The 17420-nt window shown below is 56.6% G+C and carries 15 protein-coding genes; 8 read left to right on the top strand and 7 right to left on the bottom strand.

The genetic code is table 11. The features are described 5' to 3' along the window. The 3 genes from FCL49_RS02095 to FCL49_RS02085 are packed head-to-tail and all read right to left on the bottom strand — an operon-like array spanning position 1 to position 4051. On the bottom strand, positions 1-1299 hold the full coding sequence (locus tag FCL49_RS02095; protein ID WP_174352212.1) for a c-type cytochrome: 1299 nt from the start codon (positions 1297-1299) through the stop codon (positions 1-3). Next, positions 1296-3581 (bottom strand): xanthine dehydrogenase family protein molybdopterin-binding subunit, encoded by a 2286-nt coding sequence (locus FCL49_RS02090; RefSeq protein ID WP_174352211.1) that lies wholly within the window; start codon positions 3579-3581, stop codon positions 1296-1298. Before FCL49_RS02090 ends, FCL49_RS02095 begins: the two co-directional genes overlap by 4 nt. Further along, on the bottom strand, positions 3578-4051 hold the full coding sequence (locus tag FCL49_RS02085) for a (2Fe-2S)-binding protein (protein WP_153860376.1): 474 nt from the start codon (positions 4049-4051) through the stop codon (positions 3578-3580). Before FCL49_RS02085 ends, FCL49_RS02090 begins: the two co-directional genes overlap by 4 nt. Positions 4052-4424: 373 nt before the next feature. On the opposite strand from FCL49_RS02085, the gene FCL49_RS02080 reads away from it, so the two are divergent. The 8 genes from FCL49_RS02080 to FCL49_RS02045 all read left to right on the top strand — a co-directional run bounded on the left by FCL49_RS02080 (position 4425) and on the right by FCL49_RS02045 (position 12832). Next, entirely contained in the window at positions 4425-5375 is a 951-nt protein-coding gene (locus FCL49_RS02080; protein WP_174352210.1) for a 2-hydroxyacid dehydrogenase, read from the top strand. Positions 5376-5469: 94 nt separating this feature from the next. After that, entirely contained in the window at positions 5470-6777 is a 1308-nt protein-coding gene (locus FCL49_RS02075) for an MFS transporter (protein ID WP_174352209.1), read from the top strand. 88 nt (positions 6778-6865) lie between these two features. Continuing rightward, positions 6866-7600: a MurR/RpiR family transcriptional regulator gene (locus tag FCL49_RS02070; RefSeq protein ID WP_174352208.1), complete on the top strand. Its 735-nt coding sequence runs from the start codon at positions 6866-6868 to the stop codon at positions 7598-7600. A gap of 123 nt (positions 7601-7723) precedes the next feature. After that, a complete protein-coding gene (locus tag FCL49_RS02065; protein ID WP_174352207.1) occupies positions 7724-9160 on the top strand; it encodes a 6-phospho-beta-glucosidase in 1437 nt (478 codons plus the stop codon). Between the two features lie 194 nt (positions 9161-9354). Next, entirely contained in the window at positions 9355-10251 is an 897-nt protein-coding gene (locus FCL49_RS02060) for a PhzF family phenazine biosynthesis protein (protein WP_174352206.1), read from the top strand. Positions 10252-10448: 197 nt separating this feature from the next. Next, a complete protein-coding gene (gene pcaH, locus FCL49_RS02055) occupies positions 10449-11177 on the top strand; it encodes a protocatechuate 3,4-dioxygenase subunit beta (protein WP_174352205.1) in 729 nt (242 codons plus the stop codon). Then, a complete protein-coding gene (gene pcaG / locus FCL49_RS02050) occupies positions 11177-11800 on the top strand; it encodes a protocatechuate 3,4-dioxygenase subunit alpha (RefSeq protein WP_174353436.1) in 624 nt (207 codons plus the stop codon). Before pcaH ends, pcaG begins: the two co-directional genes overlap by 1 nt. A gap of 96 nt (positions 11801-11896) precedes the next feature. Continuing rightward, positions 11897-12832: a LysR substrate-binding domain-containing protein gene (locus FCL49_RS02045; RefSeq protein WP_174352204.1), complete on the top strand. Its 936-nt coding sequence runs from the start codon at positions 11897-11899 to the stop codon at positions 12830-12832. Here FCL49_RS02045 and pcaC read toward each other — a convergent pair. From pcaC to FCL49_RS02025, 4 genes are all read right to left on the bottom strand, one after another. Then, a complete protein-coding gene (gene pcaC / locus FCL49_RS02040; protein WP_174352203.1) occupies positions 12829-13218 on the bottom strand; it encodes a 4-carboxymuconolactone decarboxylase in 390 nt (129 codons plus the stop codon). The two genes, FCL49_RS02045 and pcaC, sit on opposite strands and share 4 nt — an antisense overlap. Then, positions 13211-14575 carry a 3-carboxy-cis,cis-muconate cycloisomerase gene (locus tag FCL49_RS02035; RefSeq protein ID WP_174352202.1) on the bottom strand — a complete coding sequence of 455 codons (1365 nt, stop codon included), beginning with the start codon at positions 14573-14575 and terminating at the stop codon, positions 13211-13213. The genes pcaC and FCL49_RS02035 overlap by 8 nt, the downstream gene beginning before the upstream one ends. A gap of 133 nt (positions 14576-14708) precedes the next feature. Further along, positions 14709-15887 carry a 4-hydroxybenzoate 3-monooxygenase gene (locus tag FCL49_RS02030; RefSeq protein WP_174352201.1) on the bottom strand — a complete coding sequence of 393 codons (1179 nt, stop codon included), beginning with the start codon at positions 15885-15887 and terminating at the stop codon, positions 14709-14711. 10 nt (positions 15888-15897) lie between these two features. Then, complete coding sequence (locus tag FCL49_RS02025) at positions 15898-17253, bottom strand: MFS transporter (RefSeq protein WP_174352200.1); 1356 nt, start codon at positions 17251-17253, stop codon at positions 15898-15900. Positions 17254-17420: the final 167 nt, after the last annotated feature.

Raw genomic sequence — 17420 nt, 5'->3', positions numbered from 1 at the left:
CTATCTATCTTCAGTTTCGCTGCGTATGCGGCTGACTTGCGCCTGCAGGTCAGGCCACGGCGCTTTCCCGGCGTAACTTTGCCGCAGGAAATCAAGCAACGCCGCAATCTGCCCATCGTTCAGGTTATGGCGGAATGCCGGCATATATCCCAGATTGATATTGGCCGGCCGCTGGATCCCGTCCAGCACCACCCGAATCGCATTGTCTGGCGTATCGGCAAACAGATTGGTGTTCAGCGCCAGTGAAGGTCTGACCCCGGCCATTTGCGCGCCCTTTTCCTGAGCATGGCAAGCCATGCAGGCACCGGAGAAAATACGTGCCCCTTCGGTGGTTAACGGCTCCGTTTTTAACTCGGCCCAGTCATTCAGCCGTCGAGCCTCTGCGACCCTGGGTTGCTGCGGGTGATAGCTGCGAAGATAGGTAGCGATGGCCTGCAGGTCCTGCTCCGGCAGGCGTGACAGCCCCTCTTCAATTACCGGTGCCATCGGCCCTGCAGCCACACCGTGATTGGCCGAATATCCAGTGCGCATAAAGCTGAGCAAATCCTGCCGGGTCCAATCCAGCGGTGCCGCCGAACTGCCGGTCAGCGACGGTGCCGTCCAGGCTTCCGCCACGCCGCCGGTCAAGTGCGCACTGCCGCCTTTTTCGCCAAACATCAAATTGCGCGGTGAATGACAGGCGCTGCAATGACCCAGCCCCTCGGTAAGATAGGCTCCCCGGTTCCATTCGGCGCTTTGCTCAGGGTTGTTTTTCATCGCGCCCGGCGTCAGGAACAGCCAGTTCCAGGTCACTATGCCCTGGCGAATGTTAAACGGAAAACTCAATGCGGTAACGGGTGGCTGGTAGTTCACCGCCGGTTGTGACATCAGGTAGGCGTATAACGCCTGCAGATCTTCGTCACTGGTACGGGTAAAGGCGGTATAGGGGAAGGCAGGATAGAGATAGCGCCCCTGGCGATCGACCCCATGACGCATTGCCCGTTCAAAGGCAGCATACGACCATTTGCCAATACCGGTTTCGTTATCCGGCGTAATGTTGGTGGTGTAGATAGTGCCGAAGGGGATCTCCATCGCCAGCCCGCCGGTGTTGCGTTTACCGCCCGGCCGGGTATGACAGACCGAACAGTCACCAAGATCGGCCAGCATTTTGCCACGGGCAATCTGTTGCTGACTAAAAACGTGGGTCTCGTTTGCATCACGCGGCGCAATTTCCGGCTGCCAACTGACCACGGCACCAGCGACCACTACGGCGATGACGGCCAGACTGCCCCATCCGGCGGCTTTCTTTAATTTGCTCATAGTGACTTATCCCTGGTTGCTGCGTTGGCGGGAGCCTGCTGTTTTAACGCTTTCAGCACCTGCTCGGGAGTAAATGGCACTTCCCGCAGGCGTACCCCCAGTGCATCAAATAACGCATTGGCGATGGCGGCCGCACTCGGCACCGAAGCCGATTCTCCCGCCCCCATCGGCGGCTCATCCGGATAGTCCAGCAGTTGAACATCTACCTGCGGCAACTCGTCAAAGCGCAGGATCGGGTAGCCGCCCCAGTCCAGCGACGTCACCGCCGAAGCGTCAAAGGTGACGAACTCTTTCAGCACCCGGCTGGCGGACTGCAGAATATTGCCATGCACCTGATGGCGCACTCCGGCCGGGTTGATGATGCGTCCGCAGTCATGGGCAACGAAGATTTTATCAAGCTTGATCTGGCCGCTGTGGCGATTGACGCTAAGGTCGCACACCCAGGCCGCCCAGGCGGCGCCGAAACCGGGGAATTTGCTGTGGAAGTAACGCGCATAGGCAAAGCCACGCCCACTGACCCACGCCTGCGTATCCGGTGCCGGGTTGCGATACGACGGACCCTCCTGCCAGCTAGCCTGTTTCTTCAGTGCATTGATCAACGAGACCGCGCGCGGGTCTTTCAGATATTGCAGGCGGAAAGCGATCGGATCCTGCCCGGCATGCCATGCCAGTTCATCAATCCACGACTCGTGGGCGAACACGTTGGGCAGCGCCGACACCCCGCGCATCCAGGAAGCCCGAACGATCGGCGCAGCATCCTGACAAATCACCCGCATGTTCGGATATTCATACTGCGGAATGGCGGTTCTGTCGCCCATCTGCTGTACGTCGGCCCGATTGGCTACCTTGCCGGTCAATACCAGTGACAACGTCACTGCATTGTTGGAGGGATAACTGGTTTTCAACTCATAGGCCGCCACCTGCCGGTGCTGATCCAGCCCACCGCGCACCCGCATCAACTGCCCGGTGCCCTTGGGCTCCCAGCCCGACTCCTGCTCGCGCATCAACTGTACCCTGACCGGTTTGCCGGTGGCCTGTGATAACAGCGCGGCATCTGCCGACACGTCATCGGCGCAGTTGCGGCCATAGCAACCTGAGGCCTCCATCCGGTTGATGTGCACCTGCTCCGGCTGCCGGTCGAGCAAATGGGCAATGTCTTTACGCAGGTCATGAGGGTTTTGCGTACCCGACCAGATTTCTGCATGTTCACTGGTGACATCGGCCACCGCACAGGAAGGCCCGATGGAAGCATGCTGATGATAGGGCCAGACGTAATCGGCATTAACCTCGGTGTGCAACGACCCCAGCGCCGCATCGACGCCAGCATCGTCACGCAGTACACGATCGGTTTTCGGGTTAGCCACCAACGCCGCATGCAGCCCATCCCCCGAGAGATCCGGCAGCCCGGACCACGGGCGCCATACGGTCTTCAATTGGCGCATGGCGTCGATCGCCTGCTCTTCGCGCTCGGCCACGATGCCAATAAAATCGTTAATCACCACCAGTTTGACGATGCCTGGCAGATGAGAGATAGAAGCTCTGTCCACCGACAGCAGCCCACTGCCCAGGGGGGCGCTGCTGTCCGCCCCGGTATAAGGCGGCCGCACCACTCTGCCGTGCAGCATGCCCGGCAGGCGAAGATCGTGCACATAGGTCAGTTGGCCGGTAACCTTGGCCGGAATATCCACCCGCGGCACCGCCTTGCCGACGTAACGGCTCTCCGCCACGCTTTTCAGCTTGACCGTTTTATCCAGCGTCACCTGTAAGTTTTGTCCGCTGGCCAGATCGCCATAATTCAGGCTGACATGGGGTTTATCCACTGCAAACACCCGGCCATTTTCTGCACGCAGCTTATCCACCGGCAACGCGAAAGCACGCGCGGCCAGCCCCAGCAGCAATTGCCGCACCTGCGCCGCCGCCTGACGCAGCGGTATTGAGGTCACCTGAATGGTGGCACTGGCGATGGTGGGGCCCTGATCCGGCGTACGCTGGGTATCCCCCAGAATGACCGTAACATCGTCAAAAGGGACGCTGATTTCATCGGCAACGATTTGCGCCAACGCCGTGCGAATGCCGGTCCCAAGATCCACATGGCCATTAAAGGCGGTAACCCGGCCGTCGGCGGTCAGGCCGATAAAGCTGTCCACGCGATCCAGCGGCAGGTTGCCCAGGGTGACAGGATCGGCGGCAAAAGCATTAAGTGATACAGGCAACAGGCTGCTGACCATCACCACGCCACCGGCCTGTAACAAACGGCGGCGGGTTATTTCCAGACGGCTCATGCCTGCCCCCTTTCAGCCAACAGCTGTCTGGCTTTGGCGGCGGCGCGCAAGATTTCGATATGGGTGCCGCAACGACACAGGTTATAGGCCAGTTCGTTTTTGATTTGTTGCTCATCGGCCTGCGGGTTGCGCTCAAACAGCGCCACCAGGGTCATGATCATGCCATTGGTGCAATACCCGCACTGTGCGGCCTGCTCATCGATAAACCCCTGTTGAACCGGATGCAGTTGTCCTGCTTCGCTGAGGCCTTCCAGCGTGGTAATGGATTTATTGAGCGCACCGCTCAGCGGGATGGAACAAGAACGAGCAGCAACGCCATCGATCAGCACCGTACAGGCACCGCACTCCCCCAGACCACAGCCGTATTTGGGGCCGTTTAGGCCAAGATCGTTGCGTAACACGTAGAGTAAAGGCGTCTCGGGCGAGACGTCGTCAAGGGCGACCATCCGGCCGTTTATTTTGATTTCCATGGTGAAATATATCCTTAACCAAACGGATTTCTCCGTAATATCACTGCGATGAATAATTCACAGCCTGCTAATTATAATCATTAAAAGACTTGGCAATGTTAAGGTGATGTAGCGCAAATTGCTTTACCGAAAAGTGGGTATTTATTATTAAATTCTGATAGATGTCCGTAATCGTATTCACTAATCCGAATACGAAAGTTTTACCTTTCGCTCTACCATGTTACGGCTTGCTGTTACCGCTTTTACCCCGTCGATCACATTCCGGGTAACACCCTTTTTTAACATCCTTCAGCGTGATATCTGTCGCAAAACCGCCTGCGGAAAACCGCTTTGATAGCCATAACGCATTAACGCTATTTAAACAGGTGACACCATGACGACCGCTACCCCCAATGAAGTGCTGTTAATTGCCCCAGTGATGGAAAACCTGCAGGCCCGCCTGGAAGCCAACTTTGTGGTACATCGGCTGTATGAGCAGGCCGACCCGGTCGCTTTTCTGGCCGCCAAGGGTGAGACCTTCCACGCGATTATCACCCGTGGAGATGTCGGCGTCGCCACGCCAGTTCTCGAACAACTGCCCCGGCTAGGCCTGATAGCAGTATTCGGCGTTGGTACCGACGCCATTGACCTGAGCTACACCCGTCAACGCGACATCGCGGTAACCATCACCTCCGGCGCATTGACCGAAGACGTGGCGGATATGGCGCTGGGATTGCTGCTGGCGACCGCCCGCCAGCTTTGCCTCAATGACCGCTTTGTCCGTGACGGGCACTGGCTGCAGCAGGCACCGGGTTTATCGGTGCAGGTCAGCGGTAAGCGACTGGGGATTTTTGGCATGGGCAACATTGGCCGCGCCATCGCCCAACGCGCAGCCGGTTTCAACATGCGCATCCAATATGCCAGCCACCAACAGGACAGCACGCTGCCCTATGCTTATTACCCGGACTTGCTGGCGCTGGCGCGGGAAAGCGATTTTCTGGTGATCGCCATCTCCGGTGGCAAGGACAGCGCAGGCCTGGTGGACAAGACCGTATTTGATGCCTTGCCGACGCATGCGCTGGTGATCAACATTGCCCGTGGCAGCATCGTCAACGAAAAGGACCTGATCGCCGCGTTGCAAAACGGTGACATTGCCGGTGCCGGGCTGGACGTCTATGCCCACGAACCGCAGGTGCCTGCCGAGCTGATCGCCATGGATAATGTCGTGCTGCAGCCGCATATTGCCAGTGCCACTCAGGAAACCCGGCAAAAAATGAGCGACATCGTATTTACCAACGTTGAAGCCTTTTTCAACCAGGCGCCGTTGCCCCACGCCATTGAGTAATTAAGCCGTTTCTTTCGAATTTATTATCGCCGTACCACAGAACCTCTTTATTGAATTGAGAGGTTCTCCCTGCGCCTTATAAAGAGAGATCGCCATGGATAATAAAATACCCAACACCCGCTGGCTGCGGGTTATTGCCCCGATCCTGATCGCCTGCATTATTTCCTTTATGGACCGGGTCAATATCAGTTTTGCCCTGCCCGGCGGGATGGAAAGTGATTTGGGCATCACCAGCCAGATGGCCGGTTTGGCCAGCGGCATCTTCTTTATCGGCTATCTGTTTTTGCAGGTTCCCGGCGGGCGCATTGCGGTTAACGGCAGCGGCAAACGTTTTATCGCCTGGTCACTGTGTGCCTGGGCGGTGGTTTCGGTGGCGACCGGTTTTGTCACTAATCACTATCAGCTGCTGATCTTGCGCTTTGTGTTGGGGATTTCCGAAGGGGGGATGTTGCCGGTGGTGCTGACCATGATCAGCAACTGGTTCCCGGAAAAAGAACTGGGCCGCGCCAACGCCTTCGTCATGATGTTCGCCCCGCTGGGTGGCATGCTCACCGCCCCCATTTCTGGCGCCATCATTAACCAGCTCGACTGGCGCTGGCTGTTTATCCTCGAAGGTTTGCTGTCACTGGTGGTGTTGGCCGTCTGGTGGCTGTTAATCAGCGATCGGCCGCAGGAAGCACGCTGGTTACCGGCCCGTGAGCGCGAGTATCTGATAACAGAACTGACACGCGAACGTCAGGCTCGCAGCAGAACCCAGCCGGTCAGCAATGCGCCACTGAGAGACGTATTTCGCAACAAAGGGTTGATGAAGCTGGTCCTGCTGAACTTTTTCTACCAGACCGGTGACTATGGTTACACCCTGTGGTTGCCGACCATTCTGAAAAACCTGACCGGTGGCAATATGGCCTCGGTCGGTTTCCTGGCCATTTTGCCGTTCGTCGCCACCCTGCTGGGGATTTACCTGATTTCGGTGCTGACCGATAAAACCGGCAAGCGCCGCCTGTGGGTGATGGTTTCCCTGTTCTGCTTCGCCGCCGCGCTGTTGGCATCGGTGGTGCTGCGCCATAACGTAGTGGCGGCCTATATCGCCCTGGTGGTTTGCGGTTTCTTCCTGAAGGCGGCAACCAGCCCGTTCTGGTCAATGCCCGGCCGTATCGCCTCGGCGGAGGTGGCAGGTGGCGCGCGCGGTGTGATTAACGGTCTGGGCAATCTGGGCGGTTTCTGCGGGCCCTATCTGGTGGGGGTGATGATCTACCTGTATGGTCAAAACGTCGCAGTTTGCGCATTGGCGGTATCGCTGATCATCGCCGGCATCATCGCCTGGCGCTTGCCGAGAGAATGCGACCTGACCGGCAGCGAGCCGGCACATGATGCACTGCTGGATAAGGCCAAACGCGCCTGAATAACAACGAAAACCACGAGCGGGCAACGGCAAAATTTGCTATGTTAGCCCGCTGATTAAGGTCTGTTGTTACTCGCCGGATAGGTCTATGTTTACCCATAAAGCCATTGCCGAACTCAATACGCTGGAGTTGATGATTTATAACTACGTCATCAAAAACAAAAACGCGGTGATGTATATGACCATCCGCGAGCTGGCCGAGGCCGCCGGGGTGTCCACCACCACCGTGCTGCGTTTTTGCAAGAAAATGGGCTGCGCGGGTTATTCCGAATTCCGTATTCGCTTTAAGTTATATCTTGAGCAAAACGAAGCGCCGCCGGTAGATTTTGGCACCAGCGAAATAATCAGTTTCTTTAAGAGCATTAATAACGACGAATTTAATCAGCTGCTTGACCAGGCGGTGCAGCATATTGCCGCTGCCGAGCGCATTATTTTTGTCGGCGTCAGTACTTCAGGGACATTGGGTAAATATGGCGCGCGATTCTTTTCCAACGTGGGAAAGTTCAGCACCCATATTGATGACCCTTATTATCCGATCAATAGCGACATGTATAAAAACGCGGTGGCGATTATACTTTCGGTTTCCGGTGAAACCGAAGAGATCCTGCGCCTCGCCAGTCAGTTCAGCCTGCACCACTGCAAGATCGTCAGCATCACCAACAACGAAACCTCGTCACTGGCGCGTATGGCGGACTTCAACCTCTCCTATCACGTTCCCCCACAGCTGATCGCCGGGCAACATAATATCACCACCCAGATCCCGGTTATTTACATTATCGAAACCATCGGCAAACGGTTGGGCCATATTAACGCCGCCAAATAAAACAGGCTGTTTTTTTAATGTGACAAGTTACCCGAACGCTATTTTGTTATATCGTGACATTCACTTCCAGCTTGCTAATATCTTCTCATTACCTTTCATTAATAAGCGAATGAGAAACCAACGATGAAACAGCAACAGTTACCGAAAGATTTTCTGTGGGGTGGCGCGGTTGCCGCACACCAGGTTGAAGGCGGCTGGGATCAGGGCGGTAAAGGCCCAAGCATTGCTGACGTGCTGTCAGGTGGCGCGCACGGCGTGGATCGCGTAATGACCGATGGCGTACTGGAGGGTTATCGTTATCCTAACCATGAGGCCGTGGATTTCTATGGTCGCTACAAGCAGGATATCGCGCTGTTCGCCGAGATGGGCTTCAAATGCTTCCGTACCTCTATTGCCTGGACGCGCATCTTCCCTAAGGGTGATGAACTTGAGCCAAACGAAGCCGGTCTGCAATTCTATGACGATCTGTTCGATGAACTACTGAAATACAATATCCAGCCGGTGATCACCCTTTCCCACTTCGAAATGCCTTATCACCTGGTGAAAGAGTATGGCGGCTGGAAAAACCGTCAAGTGGTCGATTTCTTTGTGCGTTTCAGTGAAGTGGTCATGCGCCGTTATCAGCACAAAGTGAAATACTGGATGACCTTTAACGAGATCAACAACCAGAGCAACTATCAATATCCGCTGTTCGGTTACTGCTGCTCCGGCGTGGTGTACAGCGAAGAGCAAAACCCGGAACAAACGCTGTATCAGGTGTTGCACCATCAGTTCGTCGCCAGCGCCCAGGTGGTGAAACTGGGCCACCAGATTAACCCGGAGTTCAAAATCGGCTGCATGCTGGCCTGCGTGCCCTTCTACCCGTTCTCCTGCAAGCCGGACGACGTGATGTACAGCGTTGAAGCCATGCACCAGCGTTATCTCTACACCGACGTTCAGGTGCGCGGTTACTATCCGTCGTACCTGCTGCGTGACTGGCAGCGCAAGGGCTTGCAGATCGAAATGCAGCCACAGGACGAGCAAACCCTGCGTGAAGGCTGCGCGGATTACATCGGTTTCAGCTACTACATGAGCAACGCCCTGCAGGCCGATGCGGTGAGCAGCAGCGACCCGATGTTCGGTTTCCCCGGCAATGTGCCTAACCCGCATGTTAAAGCTTCCGACTGGGGCTGGCAGATTGACCCGGTTGGCCTGCGTTATTCGTTGAACGTGCTGTACGAGCGCTACCAGAAGCCGCTGTTTATCGTTGAGAACGGCTTTGGTGCCTTCGACAAGGTCGAGGCCGACGGTCAAATCAACGATGACTACCGCATCGATTATCTGAGTGCGCATATCGAACAGATGAAAAAAGCGGTGATCGAAGACGGCGTGGATCTGCTTGGTTACACCCCGTGGGGCTGCATCGACTGCGTTTCCTTCACCACCGGTGAATACGGCAAACGCTACGGCTTTATCTACGTCGACAAACACGACGACGGCACCGGCACGCTGGAGCGTTCACGCAAGAAGAGCTTCGACTGGTACCGCACCGTGATCGCCAGCAACGGCGAACAGCTTTAATCATCTGCCCAATAATCCATTATGAGCCACATTCCTGTGGCTCATTTTTATGGTGTTATTGTTAAAACTTCCGCACATTCAAATATCTTATCGGTTTTCAGTCCCTAAAGATGGTAGAAACAATCCCTAAAGTTAAAAGAAAGGGATCCTCGATGAATGAGAGGGTTCACCAAGCCATTACGCGGGAGTAACAGATGCAAAGTGAGGTAACTCGCTCGATTGAGCACGACGTCCAGGTGCACCTTGTCAACTCATTTACCAGAGATAATTCTGGCGGTAACCCCGCAGGTGTCGTTCTCAATCCTCCCGAGCTGAGCGTCGCGCAAAAAATAGCAATCGCGCGGCAGGTGGGTTTTTCCGAGACCGCATTTGTCCATGTCGGTGAAGATACCGATTTCAAAGTGGATTTTTTTACCCCTGAAGGGGAAGTTGATTTTTGCGGGCACGCGACCTTGGCCGTTTTTTTCACCCTGGCTTCGCTCTATCTGCTTGCACCGGGCCATTACACGCAAAAAACCAAAGCCGGTATTCTGAGTGTGGCCGTCAGCCCCCACAGTGTCGTTATGGATCAGGCTCTGCCTGTTACGCGGCAAGGGCCTGATGTCGATGATGTTGCCGTTGCCCTCGGAGTTCCCCCTGAGGTGATTACGGGGACCGGCTTGCCCATTGCGGTGGTCTCAACGGGATTACCGGATATTCTTATCCCCGTACAACCCGGCCAGCTAGACCTGCTGCAACCCGATTATGAAGCAATCGCAAACCTGAGCCGTCAATTCGACGCCATTGGTTTCCACGTATTTGAATTGAGTCACCAAACCTCCATCACCGCCCACTGTCGAAATTTTGCACCGCTGTACGGTATAGATGAAGAATCCGCAACCGGCAGTGCCAGTGGCGCTCTGGGGTGCTATCTGGTCAATCATCTCCTGCCCGGCAAAACGCATTTCCTGTTAGAGCAAGGACGGGCCATGGGATGTTCTTCCCTGATCCAGGTGACGATTGATACACAAGAGCAGAGGATTAGCCGTGTCAGGGTCGGCGGGCAAGCAATCATGGTCGGCACAAAGACGGTTAAGCATCCATTCCTTTAAACTCTCGGGGTTGGCAAAGAAGCGACCCCCTCTCATTGCATAACCTCAGGTTATGTAAAACACCGCTAAATTTCACTTTATCGTAACACTCTGGCTTGCGAGACTCAGGATAGGGAAAGCTATTCTCCCCTTCGTGCTGACATTAAACCAAAACAGATCAGCCCTCTGCCCCCTGCCTACGCCATGAGGATTTCCGCATGAGCCAGATAGATGAACTCTACCAACGTAACTACGATCGCCATCCGCCGGTGCTGGCACCGGAATATAAAACCAGCGTGCTGCGCTCACCGAAAAATGCGCTGATATCCCTGCAAAACTCCCTGTCTGAGATCACCGGCCCGGTATTTGGCCAACACGAACTCGGCCGACTTGATAACGACCTGATCCTCAACTACGCCAAACAAGGCTTGCCGATCGGCGAGCGTATTATTGTGCACGGCTACGTTCGTGATGAAAACGGCTTGCCGATGCGCAATGCGCTGGTCGAGGTATGGCAAGCCAATGCCGGTGGGCGTTACCGCCACAAGAAGGATCAGTATCTGGCCCCGATAGATCCCAATTTTGGCGGCTGCGGCCGGGTATTGACCGATGAAAACGGCTATTACTTTTTCCGCACCATCAAGCCCGGCCCTTATCCCTGGCGCAACCGGGTCAATGACTGGCGCCCTGCCCATATTCACTTCTCGCTTTCCGGCAGCGCTTTCGCCCAACGGCTGATCACTCAAATGTATTTTGAGGGCGACCCGCTGATTGCCAGTTGCCCCATCGTTCGCGCCATCAAAAATGACGACGCGGTGCGCTCGCTGATCGCCGGGCTGGACAAAACCGCCGCGGTACAGCTGGACAGCCTGGCCTACCGTTTCGATCTGGTGTTACGCGGCCACCGCGCCACCTTGTTTGAAAATCGTCTGCAGGGGAAAGCATGATGCCGCAAAACTATTTACCGGAAACCCCGTCACAAACCGCCGGGCCTTATGTGCACATTGGCCTCGCTCCTCTGGCCGCGGGTTTTGAGATTTTTGAAAATAACTTCGGCCAGGTGCTGACCCAGCCGGACACGCAAGGCCAGCGCATCATCCTGGAAGGCCGGGTGTTTGACGGCAGCGGCAGCCTTATCCGCGACGTGCTGTTAGAGATCTGGCAGGCCAATAGTCACGGCCGCTACAACCACCCTGGCGACCAGCAACAAAACAAGCCGCTGGATACCGGCTTCCGGGGTTGGGGCCGCAGCTGCAGCGACTTTGAAACCGGCCTCTACCGCTTTGAAACCATCAAGCCGGGTGCCGTTTGTGGTCGTGACGGGCGGATGATGGCACCGCACATTAACCTGTGGATTGTCGCGCGTGGTATCAATATTGGCCTGCACACCCGGCTGTATTTTGCCGATGAGGAGGCGGCCAACCAGCAGGATCCGGTACTGAATCTGATCGAACTTGAGGTACGGCGTAAAACGCTGATTGCCCAGCCAGAACGCCGGGGTGAAGAGCTGGTCTATCGTTTTGATATCGTGATCCAGGGCGAAGGCGAAACGGTGTTCTTCGACCTGTAAACTCCGCCTGTATGCGGCCGCAAAAAATTGGGCGTCAGTGCAAAAATGCGGCCGCCATCACTTGTTAGACTGGGGAAAAACTCCCTACACTGGGGGATGAAAAAAGCCAATTTATTCATCCAACGCATGCGTTTACGCCACATAAACGGCTTTGTTGCCGTGGCGCAGGAACGTTCGCTGAGCCGTGCCGCCGATAAGCTGAGCCTGAGCCAACCCGCGCTGTCAAAGACGCTGAGCGAACTCGAAGCGCTGACCGGCAACCGTCTGCTGGTGCGCAACCGGCAGGGAACCCGACTGACCGAACAGGGAGAACAGTTCCTCGGCTATGCCACGCGGGTGCTGGAAGCGTTGACCGCCGCCGGGCACGCGCTTGACCGGCTCGACGATGCACCGGCGCGGGTACTGCGTATCGGCGCACTGCCGACCACCGCACTGGGCATGCTGCCGCAGTCCATCGGCCAGTTTCAGCAGGCCCACCCTCATTCACGCATTCAGGTAATTACCGGTAAAAATGCCGAGTTACTGGCGCAGCTAAAAGCAGGTGAGATTGACGTGGCGATTGGCCGCATGGCCGACCCGGAAATGATGAGTGGGCTGGCTTTTGAACTGTTGTTGTTGGAGTCCTTGCTGATGGTGACCCGGCCGGGCCATCCACTGTTGAGTGAGACCATCACTCTGGAACGCGCGCTGCATTATCCGGCCATTATCTCGCCGAAGGGCACGGTGCCGCGCCACAACACCGAGAGTCTGCTTTCGACCCAGGGCTTCAACTTGCCCGGCCAATATATAGAAACGCTGTCCGCTTCGCTGGCCCGTCAGATGACGCTGCAATTTGACTATCTGTGGTTTGTGCCCTCCAGCGCGGTGAAGGCCGATATTGCCGCCGGTCAGTTGATCCCGCTGCCGCTGCCGACTCAGGGGATGGAGGAAGCGGTGGGTATTCTGACCCGTAACGACGGTGAATTGACTGAGGCGGTGCTGGCCTTTATCGCCACAGTACGCGGCATCGCTGGTGCGGCACGCTCCGTTTAGTCGGCTTCCCGGTCCTGCTCGGCAAACACTTCTGCCGCCAGATGAAAAGCCGAGTTGGCCGCCGGCAGGCCGCAGTACAGCGCACTTTGCATCAGCACTTCTTTAATCTCCTCGCGAGTCACTCCGTTGTTCACCGCCGCTTTCAAATGCATGCGCAGTTCAGCTTCGCGGTTAAGGGCGATCAGCATCGCTATGGTGATCAGGCTGCGGGTATGACGTGCCAGCCCCGGCCGGGTCCAGATCTCCCCCCAGGCATAGCGACTGATAAAATCCTGGAACTCTTCATTTAACGGGGTGAGCTGACTGAGGCTGCGATCGACGTGGCTGTCACCCAGTACCGCCCTGCGCACCTCAATGCCCTGCTGGTAACGTTGTTCATCATTCATGTTGATTTGCTCCTGAAGTTGCGGCGGCAGCCTGCGCCAGCACACGCTGGGTAAAGGCGCTGGCACTGCCAAGATACTGCTGGGGATCCAACAGTTCGGTCAGCCGCTGAGCGGATAAATGTGCCATAACCAGCGGATCGTCCAGCAACACCTCAAGCAGAGTCAGCCGTTGTGCCAGCGCCTGATGGCACTGTTTTTCGATGTGTTGGTGCGCTTGCTGGCGGCCAATCGCTTCGCCCAGCGCCATGGTAACCGCCTCGGCCATGATCAGACCCTGAGTTAACTTCAGGTTATATTCCATCTGTGCAGGAAACACCTGTAGCCCGTCAATCAGATCGCCGGCGGTGTGTAAGGCGCCCGCCGTTAACATCACCAGTTCCGGCAGGCTTTCCCATTCGGCATGCCAGCCGCCCAGGCCACGTTCATGCTCCTGCACCATGGCGGCATACAACCCGCCAACCAGCGCAGGCACCCGATTGGCCGCCGCGAGGATCACCGCGCAGGCTACCGGATTACGTTTGTGTGGCATGGTCGAAGAACCACCGCGCCCAGTTGCCACCGGTTCAGCAACTTCCGCCACTTCGGTCTGTGTCAGTAACGAAATATCACGCGCCAGTTTGCCCAGCGAGCCACACAATCCGGCATACCAACCGGCAACCTCCAGCAGGCGATCGCGCTGGCTGTGCCAGGGGGTGTTTGCGGCGGTCAGTTGTAGCCTGTCGGCTAACGCCGTTACCAGGAGACTTCCCTGCTCACCCAGCGAAGCCAGAGTGCCGGCGGCACCACCCAATTGCAGCGCCAATACGCGGGGCCGCATTTCATCCAGCCGCTGCCGATAGCGCAACAAGGCATCCAGGGTGCCCGCCAGTTTTAATCCCAGCGTGGTGGGCAAAGCGTGCTGCATCCAGGTGCGGCCGACCAGCACACAATCCTGATGGCGTGTCATTTGTGATACCAACGCCGAAATCAACCGCGCCAAATCGCTGTGCGTCAGTTCGATGGCTTGCCGCAGTTGCAGTATCAACCCGGTATCGATAGCGTCCTGACTGGTTGCGCCCCAATGCACGTAGCGTGCAGCCTCGGCATTTTGCTGCGCCACCCGAATAGTTAGTTGCTTCACCAATGGGATCGCCAAATTGCCCGCCTGCGCGGCTGCCTGTGCCAGATCACCGGCATCGAATAGATGGCTGTGGCAAGCCTCGCTAATGTGCTGCGCAGCTTCGGCAGGAATAATGCCCAACCCGGCCTGTGCATTGGCCAATGCCGCTTCGAAATCCAGCATCCCCTGCAACGTAGCGTTATCGCTAAAGCAAGGGGTCACCGCTGAAGACCGCAGCAGCGGCGTCAGTAATTCCATAGTTCCTCCGGGCAAAAAAGCTATTTCCCGATGATGGCGCGGCACGGTCAGTAGCGTCAATAACGATAAACGCTTCTTTGGGCGATTATCGTTACATTGAGCGAATATATTGGTTTTTGTGATATCGCCCGGGTCACATCATCTGAAACGGTGAGCCGACGTAGTTTTCCGCCAGCACCGTCATGGCGCTGCGCGACTTCACGGTGTATTGCAACTCCGATAGCTGTAAACGTTGCTGGAAAGCACTGTCGTCATGGCGAGTGTGCAACATGTTGGTCATCCACCAGGAGAAATGTTCCGCACGCCAAACGCGTTGCAAGGCGTCGTCGCTGTAGCTGTCCAGCCGTTGCCAGCTGTTGTGACGGTAGAACGCCTCCAGTGCCTGCGATAACAGGCAAACGTCCGCCATCGCCAGATTCAGTCCCTTCGCTCCAGTCGGCGGCACAATGTGCGCCGAGTCGCCTGCCAACAACAGGCGTTTGCAGCGCATGGGTTCGGTAACAAAGCTGCGCATGCCGACCACGTTTTTCTGGAATATGCGGCCCTTTTTCAGCGACCAGCCATCGTGATTCTCCAGTCGACTCTCCAGCTCGTTCCAGATGCGATCGTCCGACCATTGCTCAACGTTTTCCGCCGGATCGCACTGGAAATACATGCGCTGAACGCCAGGCGAACGGGTGCTGATCAGCGCAAAGCCTCGCGAATGTCGGGCGTAGATTAGCTCATCGCTGGACGGCGGTGCCTCCACCAAAATACCGAACCAGCCGAAGGGATAAATCCGGGTATAGTCCTGTCGCAGTCCGCCGGGCATCGCGGCCCGGCTAATGCCGTGAAAACCGTCGCAGCCAATGACAAAATCACAGTCAATTCGCCGTTGCTCGCCCTGATGCCGGTAATGCACCTGCGGTCGCTCACTGTCCAGCGCCTTGAGTTCTACCTGTTCCACTTCAAAATGGAGCTGTCCGTTCGCCGCCTGTCGCGCGGCAATCAAATCTTTCAACACTTCGTGCTGGGCATAGACGGTAATTGCCCGGTCGGTCAGTTCGGTCAGATCGATCCGGTGCTGTTGGCCGCCAAAAGCCAGTCGGATGCCATGGTGCTGCGCCCCCTCTGCGCGCATGCGCTCACCCAGCCCGGTTTGATTGAGTAAATCGACCGTGCCCTGTTCCAGCACCCCGGCGCGAATGGTGGATTCCACCTCATGCTGGCCGCGTGTTTCCAATACCACCGACTCAATGCCCTGCAAATGCAGCAGATGCGACAGCATCAATCCGGCCGGGCCTGCGCCAATAATCGCTATTTGTGTACGCATGGTTATCTCCTTATAAAGCTTTGTTGAGCGAGCCGGACAATGCCGCCGCCCTGGCTGCAAAGTGTTTGATCATCAGTGCCAGCGCCGCCACCAGCGCCGGGATCGCCAGCAGGGTGAAAATGGTGCTGAATGACAGTTGCATTTGCATCAGCACCCCGCCGCTCATGGCGCCCAGGATGCCGCCGAAACGGCCCAGCCCCAGCATCCAGGCGACCCCAGTCGCCCGTCCCTGCGTGGGGTAAAAACCAGCGGCCAGTGCCGGCATTGAGGACTGTGCGCCGTTCATGCAGGTACCGGCGATAAATACCGTTACCGCCATCAGGATCGGATCGGTGTAAACATAGCCAATGGCGCAGACGAACAGTCCGGTTAGCAGATAGCCCACCGCCACCACCTTGTGCGGATTGATGCGATCCATCAACCAACCGATGATCAGCACGCCAATGCCCCCGCCCAGAGGAAATAACGCGGTAATCAATGACGCCTGACGAATAGATGCTCCGGTTTCACGGATCAACAGCGGTAACCAACTGGTCAGCAGATAGAAAATCATCAGGCCCATAAAGTAGGTCAGGCACAGCATCAGGGTACCCAACAGATAACGCGGCGAGAAAATCACCCCCAGCGCCGATTTGGCCTTCACCTGGCCCTCTTCAATCAGGCTAAAACGCGGCAGTTCGGTTAAATTGAGCGGCGCAATGCGCTTAAGCACGGCGGCAATACGCTGCGCCGGGTACCCCCGCACCACCATAAAACGCGCGGATTCCGGCAGTGCAACAATCAGCACCCCCGCCAATAACAGTGGCATCACGCCGCCCAGTACCATCACGCTCTGCCAACCGAAATGCGGGATCAACCAGGCGGAAACGAAACCGCCCATCGACGACCCGAGCGGGAAGCCGCAGAACATCAGGTTGACCAGCAGCGCACGCTTGCGTTCCGGCGCATATTCAGACATCAGGGTGGCCGCGTTCGGCATTGCCGCCCCCAGCCCCAGCCCGGTTAGGAAACGCAACAATGTGAGCATTGGCAAGGTGGTGGCGAACGCCGTCAACAGGCTGAAACCGCCGAACAGGACAAGCGATAGCACCAGCACCTTCTTGCGGCCAATGCGGTCCGCCAGGGGGCCGGCGGTGAGCGCTCCCACGGCTAACCCCACCAGGGCCGCACTCATCACCGGCCCCAGCGAGGTTTTCTCTATCCCCCAGTCCTGTACCAGTGAGGTGGCGATAAAACCGATAATCGCGGTGTCAAAGCCGTCCAGCGCCACGGTAAGAAAACACAGGACCAGAATCAGCCACTGGTAGCGGGAGAAGGGACTGTTATTAATAAATGACTGAATTTCTATGGTATTTGACTGGGACATAGCGCGCTTCCTGGGTTGGCCAGGTTAAATAACCCCGGCGATAACGGCCAGGTGTTCTCCTGGCAAAGTCGCATTTGTGCGATTATCGAAACTTGGTTCGTTAATCGCCTATTCATCAAAGCATCGCCAACCATAAGTTTCAATATTGTTAAATTAATTAGCGTGCG

Origin of the sequence: Serratia proteamaculans, from assembly GCF_013337185.1 — a bacterium.
Lineage (GTDB): Bacteria > Pseudomonadota > Gammaproteobacteria > Enterobacterales > Enterobacteriaceae > Serratia > Serratia proteamaculans_D.
The sequence above is the reverse complement of the archived record's forward strand: the minus strand, read 5'-3'. Positions and strand labels throughout refer to the sequence as shown.